This is a genomic window from uncultured Chitinophaga sp. (genome assembly GCF_937874145.1).
Taxonomy (GTDB): Bacteria; Bacteroidota; Bacteroidia; order Chitinophagales; family Chitinophagaceae; genus Chitinophaga.
Genome location: NZ_CALNBI010000518.1, coordinates 1 through 9,091 on the forward strand (window position 1 = coordinate 1; position 9,091 = coordinate 9,091).

Annotated in this window: 8 protein-coding genes; 1 reads left to right on the forward strand and 7 read right to left on the reverse strand. The window is 56.3% G+C overall.

Features of this window, described 5'->3' with window-relative positions; genetic code table 11:
• The first annotated feature begins 222 nt into the window (after positions 1–222).
• Positions 223–1,017 (forward strand): pseudouridylate synthase, encoded by a 795-nt coding sequence (locus tag Q0510_RS24455; protein WP_298717838.1) that lies wholly within the window; start codon positions 223–225, stop codon positions 1,015–1,017.
• Here the strand turns inward: Q0510_RS24455 and Q0510_RS24460 are convergent.
• The 7 genes from Q0510_RS24460 to Q0510_RS24490 all read right to left on the reverse strand — a co-directional run.
• Complete coding sequence (locus Q0510_RS24460; RefSeq protein ID WP_298717842.1) at positions 1,014–1,382, reverse strand: hypothetical protein; 369 nt, start codon at positions 1,380–1,382, stop codon at positions 1,014–1,016. The genes Q0510_RS24455 and Q0510_RS24460 overlap by 4 nt on opposite strands.
• A 13-nt stretch (positions 1,383–1,395) precedes the next feature.
• On the reverse strand, positions 1,396–2,553 hold the full coding sequence (locus Q0510_RS24465) for a chromate transporter (RefSeq protein WP_298717845.1): 1,158 nt from the start codon (positions 2,551–2,553) through the stop codon (positions 1,396–1,398).
• 63 nt (positions 2,554–2,616) lie between these two features.
• Positions 2,617–3,459 (reverse strand): chromate resistance protein ChrB domain-containing protein, encoded by an 843-nt coding sequence (locus Q0510_RS24470; protein WP_298717848.1) that lies wholly within the window; start codon positions 3,457–3,459, stop codon positions 2,617–2,619.
• Positions 3,460–3,555: 96 nt separating this feature from the next.
• On the reverse strand, positions 3,556–5,037 hold the full coding sequence (locus Q0510_RS24475) for a S41 family peptidase (RefSeq protein ID WP_298717851.1): 1,482 nt from the start codon (positions 5,035–5,037) through the stop codon (positions 3,556–3,558).
• 34 nt (positions 5,038–5,071) lie between these two features.
• The gene (locus Q0510_RS24480; RefSeq protein ID WP_298717854.1) at positions 5,072–6,391 is read right to left on the reverse strand and encodes a DNA mismatch repair protein; all 1,320 of its coding nucleotides are present in this window, start codon (positions 6,389–6,391) and stop codon (positions 5,072–5,074) included.
• Positions 6,388–7,701, reverse strand: coding sequence for a DNA mismatch repair protein (locus Q0510_RS24485; RefSeq protein WP_298717857.1), 1,314 nt, complete (start codon positions 7,699–7,701; stop codon positions 6,388–6,390). The genes Q0510_RS24480 and Q0510_RS24485 overlap by 4 nt, the downstream gene beginning before the upstream one ends.
• Positions 7,702–7,733: 32 nt before the next feature.
• Positions 7,734–9,091, reverse strand: a 1,358-nt coding sequence (locus Q0510_RS24490) for a Gldg family protein (RefSeq protein ID WP_298717860.1), incomplete at its 5' end; no start/stop codon positions are given.

Sequence of the window (9,091 nt, forward strand, 5' to 3'; positions counted from 1 at the left end):
ACTCGAACCCAGGGCCCATACATTAAAAGTGTATTGCTCTACCAACTGAGCTACAAGATCATTCCCCTGCGTCGCTTTCGCATTGCAGGGCGGCAAAAGTAAACAAAAATATTGCTACTCCAAATTTTTAGCGGATTTCTTTTCAGGGCGCCGGTTTAAATCGCGTACCTTTGCGCCGGCAAATCCCGGCCCCGCCGGGCACGCCACGCCAGCACAACGCATATGACCGCAAACAGTGATGTTGAATATCCAATCGTAGCAGCACAGGAATTATTCTGCAGCTTCCCGGACCAGGCCGCCGCCAGCGCCCTGGCCAGAGGCATCTGCCTTGATCCCTGGGGCGACGTCCACCCGCTGTGCGACATAGCCGTGGCCGAACTCCAGCAGTACCTGGCCGCGCAAAACGAATGGAAACATAATTTCGGGCTGGACAGTGATGGTGAAGGAATGGTGATCGGCAAGATGTTCGGTGTGCTCGTCGCCAGAGCGCCCGGCGGCACGCTCGGCTACCTCTCCGCCTTCTCCGGCAAGCTTGCCAATGGCAACCATCACTCCCGGTTCGTGGCGCCTGTTTTCGACGGACTGGCCGCCGGCAGCTTCGTCAACGCCGGGATGCTCCGCTTAACCGGCATCAACCGCCAGATCGCGGCACTCGAGCAGGAAAACCCCATGCTCCACCAACCGGCCATCCTTCAACTGAAAACACTGCGCAAAGCGCACTCTGCCGATCTCCAGCGGAAGATCCACGAACAATACAACTTCCTCAACAAAGCCGGCATCGCCCGGAACATGACCGACATCTTCGCCGGCCACGGCTATAAACAGCCGCCCGCCGGCGCCGGGGAATGCGCAGGGCCCAAGCTGCTACAGCATGCTTACCGCCATCAACTGGAGCCCCTGGCCCTGGCGGAATTCTGGTGGGGCCTCTCCCCTAAGTCCGCCACCTGGAAACACGGCGCTTACTACAAGCCCTGCAAGGAAAAATGCGCGCCCATCCTGGGGTATATGCTCGCTTAATGAAACTTATACCCCATCCCCGCCGTCCAGATCCATTTTTCAGATTTGTTATGATAGAAGGCAGGCACGATCAGCACAAGGTTCCTGTAATCCAGCCGCGGACCGATACCCAGCCGCGGTTCCGCCTTTCCATCTACGATCAGCAACGAAGGAAATGCCGCGAGCGCCACGCTCCAGGAAGGGCCCAGCTTCAATTTCAGGTGCGGGCCGCCCACGTTGAACGCCACCGTCTTATCCCCAAAAGAGACGCCGGCCATCCCTTCCAGCCCCACCGTCAACGGGCGGCGGTGAATGGTATCGGCGGATTGTGCATGCAGATAATGGCCCGCCAGTAAAACGGGCAGCAGGAAAACGAAACGTTTCATATGTAATGATGGATTATTGCAAGAGGGCTTTCAAAGATATCCCGATGGCCGCCGCCACCAGTATCACCAGCGGCTCGGGAAGCTTTTTGAAACGCCAGAGCGCCAGGATGGTGATCAGGGCCAGCGCGACCGTCCACCCGTCGGTGAGCGACCGCTTCCCCAAAACGATCACCGCACCGGAAATAGCCCCTATCGCCGCGGCCGTTACCCCTTCCACAAAAGCTTTGATACCGGGATGCTTCCCATACTTCCGGAAATATGGTGCGGGCAGCACTGTAAAGAGGTAGCAAGGAAAAAAAGTCGCGAAAGCCGCCACGCAGGCCCCCGGGAAGCCGGAAACGAGGAAGCCGATAAACCCCACGGTGATCACCACCGGTCCCGGCGTGATCATCGCCACTGCCACCGCATCCATGAACTGCTGCTCGTTCAGCCATGCGTAATCCTTCACCACGCCCCCGTACAAAAACGGCACAATCGCCAGCCCGCTGCCGAATACGAACGCCCCCGCCTTCGTGAAATACAGGGCCAGCTTCCACAACGTTCCCCCGGACGCAGATACGCCACCCAACGCCTGTAACACCGGCGCCAGTATCAAAGACGGCGCAACACCGCGCCAGCGCCCCGGCGCCTGCTTCACCCACCAATACATCGCCCCCGCCACCAAGAACAACCAGACGCTCTCCGTTTCATACACCACCGTAAATGCGGCAGACAACACGTAAATGCCGATCCTCCATTTGTCTGCCCCCACAGACTTACGTGTGAGCTTAAACGCGCTCATGGCGATAATTCCAATCACCGCCGCCCCCACGCCGTAAAACACCGCCTGCATCCACGGCACGCCTTCCCATAGGGTGTACACATATCCAAGCGCCAGCACCATGAGGAACGACGGCAGCACAAAGGCCAGTCCCGCCAGCGTGGCGCCAGGGATTTTGTAATGGATATACCCGATGTAAATTCCCAGTTGTGCCGCCAGCGGCCCTGGCGCCAGCTGGGCAAGCGCCAGCCCTTCTTTATAATCTTCTTCACTGATCCAGCTTTTACGCTCCACCAGGTCGCGGTACATATACCCGGCCAGCGCCACCGGGCCGCCAAAGCCCCAGGTACCGAGCTTCAAAAAGTAAATAACGAGATCCTTTAGCGCGTATGCGGGTACAACCTTGTTCATGCAGGCAAGTTCGCCCGGCGCGGCATCAAAAAATAGAACAGAAATAACCGGCTGGTATGGAATTTACTTTTGGAGAAGATTTTTCCGGTAGGCCGACGGACTTTTCCCCGTATGCTTCTTAAAAATGCGGGTGAAATGGCTTTGGTCGGAAAAGCCGGTGAGGTAAGTGATCTCCGTCAGCGTATGCTTCGAGGCCAGCAGCTGGATAGCCTTTTCGATGCGGAGCTTGCGAATGTAATCGCCAAAAGACAGGTTATCGAAGTACTTGGAAAACTCCCGGGACAAGTACGAGGGGTGCACCTGCAGGGTTTCCGACAGCCCTTTGAGGCTCAGGCTAAGGTTGGTATCTATCTGGTCCTGGATCAGGTCGCGCAGCTCTTTGGCCCATTCAGGCACTTTCCTGCCTGCCGACTTCTGCTGGCGGAGGAACTTGTTGAATACCTCAAGCAGGAGGTTTTCGAAGGGCTGCTGGGTGTGGCTGACGTGCTGCAGGTGTTTGGCCCAGCTGTAGAGCGCATCGTAAATCAGCAGGCCTTTTTCGAGCAGGCGCTGGTCGTCGGGCTCATTATAGGCCATGCCGGCGGAGATCGCCCAAAGGCCGGAGGCTTCGGCGGCCAGATCGTGCCGGTCAGTATCCGCACCACGAACGATCGGGGCCATCACCTGCACCGCCGGATCGCTGATCCCATGCTTTTCGATCATGTAATCGAAGGTGCATTTGTCCTGGTGGTGGGTGTACTCCACGCCGGGGATATCGAAAGGGATGGCGCCGAGTGCGGCGGCCTGCGGGAGCACCGCTTCGAAGGGGACATAGATAATGTCCGCCTCCGGGTCGATGAACCGGAGGATCAGCCAGGGGCAGGCAAGGCGGTCGATCTTCGGCCGTTCGCGGGTGATCCATTTCATGAATGCCTAAATTACGATTTCCCATAAAAAAAAGGCAATGCAGACCGCATTGCCTTCCGGATGACTCGATGCTTGTATAGGGTATGGCTGAGGATGTTATCGTTTTGCCGACCTGATGAGATCCAGGGTATATTGGATCTCGGGGTCCTTGTTGGCCTTGATGTACTGCTGGAATGCCTCAAAAGTGAGCTCTTTGTGCGGCAGGCAGCCACGGCCGTTGTCTTCCTTTGCTTTCATGAAATAGATTTCGCTCATCGGCACCGTCAGCCTGCTTTTCGTTTTCGGCAAGGTGTAAGTGCTGAACCAGGCCGCCGTGGTCGACGCTTCGCCGCTGCCCGTTTCCGTACCCACCAGCACGCCGCGCTGGTTGTTCTTGACAAGCGCCGCAAAGTAAGTGGCTGCGCTCACCGTGCCGCCGCTGATCAATACATAAACATCGCCTTTGAAATTATTCTTGTCCGGGGGATAGTTGGAAATGGAACCTTCCGTCAGCCGCGCATTTCCGTAAAAGAATCCCGCGGCGCTGTCGTAATCGAAGCGCTGCTTCAGGAAGTTCACGTTCTGCTTCACTTCCTCCTCTCCCATCTTCGTGCCGTAACCATTCAACATATTTTCAGGGTCATGCACTTCGATGTTTTTCGTGCGGTAGTTGAAAACGTTATCGAAGGGCTTCAGGGCCACGAAGGAATACAGCAGGGCCGACATGTTGGGGTTGCCGCCGCCGTTGGAACGGATATCGATGATCACGTTTTTGATGTTCCGCTTTTTCACTTCTTCGAAGAAACTGCTCAATTCCTTGTACATCGCGTTTTCCTGCAGCATGAACGTAAGGACGGTGAGGATGGCGGTGGATTCGCCGTCCAGGTACTCTTTCGTTACATATCCGCGCTTCAGGAAGGTATTGAAGGGCAGTTCGCCGAGGTTGCGGTTGTGGTAGCCGGTTTTGGCGTCTACGGCTTTCAGCTGGATGGTTGCGGGATTTTTGGTGCCGTGTTCCTTATACACCACCTCATAACTGGCCGATTCGGGGAACACCAGGCTGATGAACAGGCTGAGGTTGGCGCCCGTCCGGTCGGAGCCGGTGCGGATGAAGCCATCGCTGTAGGTGGCGTATCCGATCTCGCCGAGGATTTTCGCGGCGGGCATTTTATTGATGCTGAGGATTTCGGCGCCGAAAGGGATGGGTGTCCCTTTGGCGTTGACGATGATCTTGTCTTTAAAGGTGGTAGTGGCGAGGGGGAAGTGATGGATGCCGTAGAATACGTCTATCACCCGCTCTTCGTCGTAATCCAGTTTCAGGTGCACGTCGTTGAACAGCTGTACGGGAGAATACCGGAGGGCACTGAGGAGCGAGGGGTCTTTATCCAGCCGCACCATCAGCGAATCCATTTTGCGGTTGAAAGTCACGGTATCGGAGAACTTGTAAGGATTCGGGTGCTGCCGCCTGAGCAGGTCCACCGCGTAGGTGAAATCATCCTTCAGATCCTGCCTGGTAAACCCGGTGAAGGGCTGCAGTTGCGCCATGGCGGAGGTGGTCAGCAGGGACATGACGATCCCTGATGCAATAGCTTGCTTCATGTTTTGGTAATTTTTGAAAACGTATGGTTTCCGGTTACATGTTGTTGATCAGGCCGATGATGCCTTCGTTTTCGATGATCATCATCCCCTGGCGGTCTTCCGTAATGCCCTCCTGCAGGGTGTAGGTGTATTTCGGCACATTCCCTTCCAGGACGGTGGGCATGAACCGGAACTGCACGTTCCGCAGGTCTTTCAGCGCTTCTCCCACTTCGATGATGTGGGTCGACACGATGAACAGGCAGTTCTGGTATTCGGCGAAGCCTTTGGTGACGGCCAGGGTGCCGTCGAATGCGTCTTTCACATTGGTGCCTTTGAACAGTTCATCGAACATCAGCAGCAGGTGTTCGCCGGTAGCCGCGGCCAGGGCGGCATCTTTCACCCGCACCACTTCCGCATAGAAGTGGCTGTAGCCCATGGCGATGTTATCGGCCACGTTGATGGAAGAAAAGATGCCTTCCCGTACGGAAAACGCCATTTCGGACGCCGCCACGGGGAACCCGATATGCGCCATGTACATGGCGATACCGATGGATTTCATCCAGGTGGATTTACCGGCCATATTGGCCCCGGTGAGGAACAGCACGTTGCTGCCGGCTTTCATCAATATATCGTTGCCCACCGCTTTGGCGATACCGGGATGCCGGAGGTTACTGGCATGAAAGAGGTTCTGTTCCTGCTCCACGGCCTGCGCATAGCAGAACTTCCGCTCGCGCGCCACCTGGCTCACCGCGATGTAAACATCCGTCTCAGCGATGAATTGCAGCACGTCCTTCATCTGCGCATTGAACCTGCTGCGGAGCAGGAAGTCGTATTCCGAAACGGTTTGGGTGGACATGGACTTGTAAATATCGCTATCCAAAACCCGGCGGATATCCTTATCGGACATGACCGCCAGCAACGCTTCGACACGCGGCTGCAAAGGGCCATTCCCCTGCCGGAGCAATTCCAGCAACCCGCAGCACTTTTTCAGCGTCACGATCGTGGCCTGCAGCTGCTGGAGGATGTTCTTGTAACGGCCGTCTTTCGCCACGCCGGCCAGCATTTTCATGAGCCAGGTATCTGCCGTGGTCGACAACTGCGATTTGCCGGCGGCGCTGTCGATGAATTCGCGCATGAGGGCTACCTGGTCGGCCTCAAAGGGGAAGGCGATGTTCTCCCGTTCGAAATACTGGAATATGGCCGCGCGCCGGTTGATGGCTGCCGCATCCGTGAGCGGATGGGAAAACATCTCGTCCATCAGCTTCTCGCCGATGCGGGTTTTGACTTTATTGAACAGGAAATACACCGATCCCTGCCGGAACTTCCCCATGAGGTTCAGCTCCCCTACCGATTGGCGATCTATTTTAAAACTCATAATTGCTTGTTTAACCGTTTACCGCCTTTGTTTCCCTGCTGCAGTATCTCCAATATCCCTTCGTTGTTGATGATGATCATGCCATGCTTGTCGTTGGTCACCCCTTCCTGCAGCGTGTAGGTATACTCGGGTACGGCGCCGTTCATGCGGGTGGGCAGGTAAAAGAACGCCGCGCTGTCCTTCTTCCGCAGCTCGTCCGCCGCTTCGATGATGTGGGAGGAGATAATGAACTTGCTGTCTTTCCGGTTGGTAAAAGCGCTGCAAACGGCGAGGGTGCCCTCGAGTGCGTCTTTCACGTTGGTGCCGCGGAATAGTTCGTCGAACAACACGAACAGGGATTTGCCAGCGCTGAGCTCCAGCGCGATTTTCTTCACCCGCAGCACTTCCGCGTAGAAGTGGCTGGCGCCGATGCCGAGGTTGTCGGGCAGGTTGATGGTGGTATAAACACCGTCCAGCACCGAAAATTCCATGGCCGCCGCGGCCACCGGGAAGCCCATGTGGGCGATGTACACGGCGGTGCTGAAAGAGCGGAGGAATGTGGATTTACCGGCCATATTGGCCCCGGTGAGGAACACCAGGTTGCGGGCCGGGGCCATTTCCAGGGTGTTGGCCACGGCATTCTTCAACAGCGGGTGGTAAACGCCTGTGACGGAAAGGATGCCCGTCCCTTTCGGGTGCACGGTGGGGAACACCATGTTGTGCTGCAATGTCACCCTGGCTACGGAGATGTATACATCCAGGTGATAGATGAAACGCAGCAGTTCCAGCACCTTGCGCTTCTCCTTCACGCGGATCAGCACGTCGAATGCCGTTACGGCGCCGAACGACAGGCGGGCATCCGGCTGCTCGTTGAACACCGGTACAAATGCCGGGTCCTGCAACAAGGCGGATATGGCCATCCGTTCGGCTTCCAGTTCGGGCACGCCGCCCAGCTCGCCGTTGGCCACGTATTGCCGGAGGGTGTGGAACAGGCGCACCACGGATGCGATGCCGTTGTGGGTTTCCTTCTCGCTGAGGGTTATTTTGGAGCCGCCGTCCGGGTTATCATCGAAAGTGATGTATTTCTCTACGTTGTCCAGGGTGGCGCCGTCGAAGGGGAAGGCGGCCTTCATCTCCGCGAAAGCGGAAATGATGCTGATCCGTTTTTGGATCGCTTCCTTGTCGCTCAGCGGCTTTTTGAACATGGATTCCATGATCGCCTGCCCGCCCCGGGTGAACGACTGGTTGTATATATCGTAAATGCCTTGCGTGTCCGCTTTGGAAAACAAGCGCAAATCCTCCATCGTCTGCGTATCAGTCTGCAAATACATAATATGCGTTTTAATAAAACTAAAGGCCGGCTTTATTTGCGTTTCCTCCGGATCAGGATCACGATGCCCGCCACCAGCAACAGGGCCGGAATCCCGTACTGCAGCGTTAACTTCAGCAGGCGGGCGGGCGCTTTGGAGATGTTGAGCCAGATATCTTTCGGCACGGCGAAGTTGTGGTAAACCGGGTAGCGGTTGTCGAGCGTGAAGCTGTAGAATGCATTGCCGTAATCCCGCCCGTTGGCGTGGCCGGACGACATGAAATCCGCGTCGCTGCTAATAATGATCCGCTGTTCGCGGCCGCCGGTCTTGCGCGTCAGCTGCAAGCCTACCGGGTACGGCCCTTCCTTCCGGAAATCCCCTTCCGCAGGGTTGAATACCGGCGCTGCGGAGTCTACGACCAGCACCCCTCTTTCCACCCAGGTTTCCATGCTGTTTTCCAGCGTGGTGATCTGCTCCGCCTTGAAGCCCGTGGTGTCGGAATACGTCAGCACCCCGGCGCCGGTGATGGCGGTTATGCAGGTGCCGCGCACGCCGCTCTTCTGATAGAAAAACTGGTCTTCATCCGCCATGTCAGCCCCTTTCTTCGAAATCATCCCCACAAACTTATGCGGCATATCATGTTTGTTCACCCGCACGATGGTGCCTTCTTCCGCGTTCACCCCCACATGGTTGAGGATGGGGTTCATGATGAACTGCTTGCCGGGCTCGGTATAGAAAATCGCATTCCCGCCGTTGTCGATGTATTGCTTGACGCTGTCGATGAGCGCTTTGTCAAACACCGTTTTCGGATCGGTGATCACCAGCACTTCATTGCGGTTGAAGGCGCCGGTTGGCGGCATGGAAACCGTGTCGGTATTCACCCCCAGGTTCACCAGCGCATTTCTCACCGCCTTGTTGTTAGTATGGTTGCCGTATTCCCGCGACCCGAATTTGAAAGGCGAGCGCTCCAGGTGCCCGGTGAGGAATTTGATCGTGGGCGTGGTATCTTCCATCACCCGCATCAGCGCGCCCGAAACATTCCGCTCGCTTGGCCACATTTCCGGGTCGGTAAACGTGCGCATGATAGATTTCTTCCCTTTATACTCCAATTGCATCAGCAAGCCCTTGCCCTCCGATTCGAGGTCCACGATGCTCCTGATTTCCGCGGGTTTCTTGTAAATGGCGAGGTCTGTCTTGTTCACTTCGGCGTACTTCTCCGCAACTTCATCCATCGTTTTGCCGGGATAGGATTTGTATATCGTGCTGTCGCCGGTGATCACATCATAGTAATACACATAATCGAACTCGATATTGGTGTAGAAACGGCGGTACTTCGCCCAGAAGTTCCACAGGTATTTGTTTCTTGCTTCCGGCACGCCGCTCATCAGGTTTTCGCCGAAGAGGTTCGTGT

What these genes read in the sequence shown, in the direction of transcription:
- Q0510_RS24455 (WP_298717838.1), top strand. Translation starts at nt 223, where the DNA reads ATGACCGCAAACAGTGATGTTGAATATCCAATCGTAGCAGCACAGGAA.
- Q0510_RS24460 (WP_298717842.1), bottom strand. Translation starts at nt 1,382, where the DNA reads ATGAAACGTTTCGTTTTCCTGCTGCCCGTTTTACTGGCGGGCCATTAT.
- Q0510_RS24465 (WP_298717845.1), bottom strand. Translation starts at nt 2,553, where the DNA reads ATGAACAAGGTTGTACCCGCATACGCGCTAAAGGATCTCGTTATTTAC.
- Q0510_RS24470 (WP_298717848.1), bottom strand. Translation starts at nt 3,459, where the DNA reads ATGAAATGGATCACCCGCGAACGGCCGAAGATCGACCGCCTTGCCTGC.
- Q0510_RS24475 (WP_298717851.1), bottom strand. Translation starts at nt 5,037, where the DNA reads ATGAAGCAAGCTATTGCATCAGGGATCGTCATGTCCCTGCTGACCACC.
- Q0510_RS24480 (WP_298717854.1), bottom strand. Translation starts at nt 6,391, where the DNA reads ATGAGTTTTAAAATAGATCGCCAATCGGTAGGGGAGCTGAACCTCATG.
- Q0510_RS24485 (WP_298717857.1), bottom strand. Translation starts at nt 7,701, where the DNA reads ATGTATTTGCAGACTGATACGCAGACGATGGAGGATTTGCGCTTGTTT.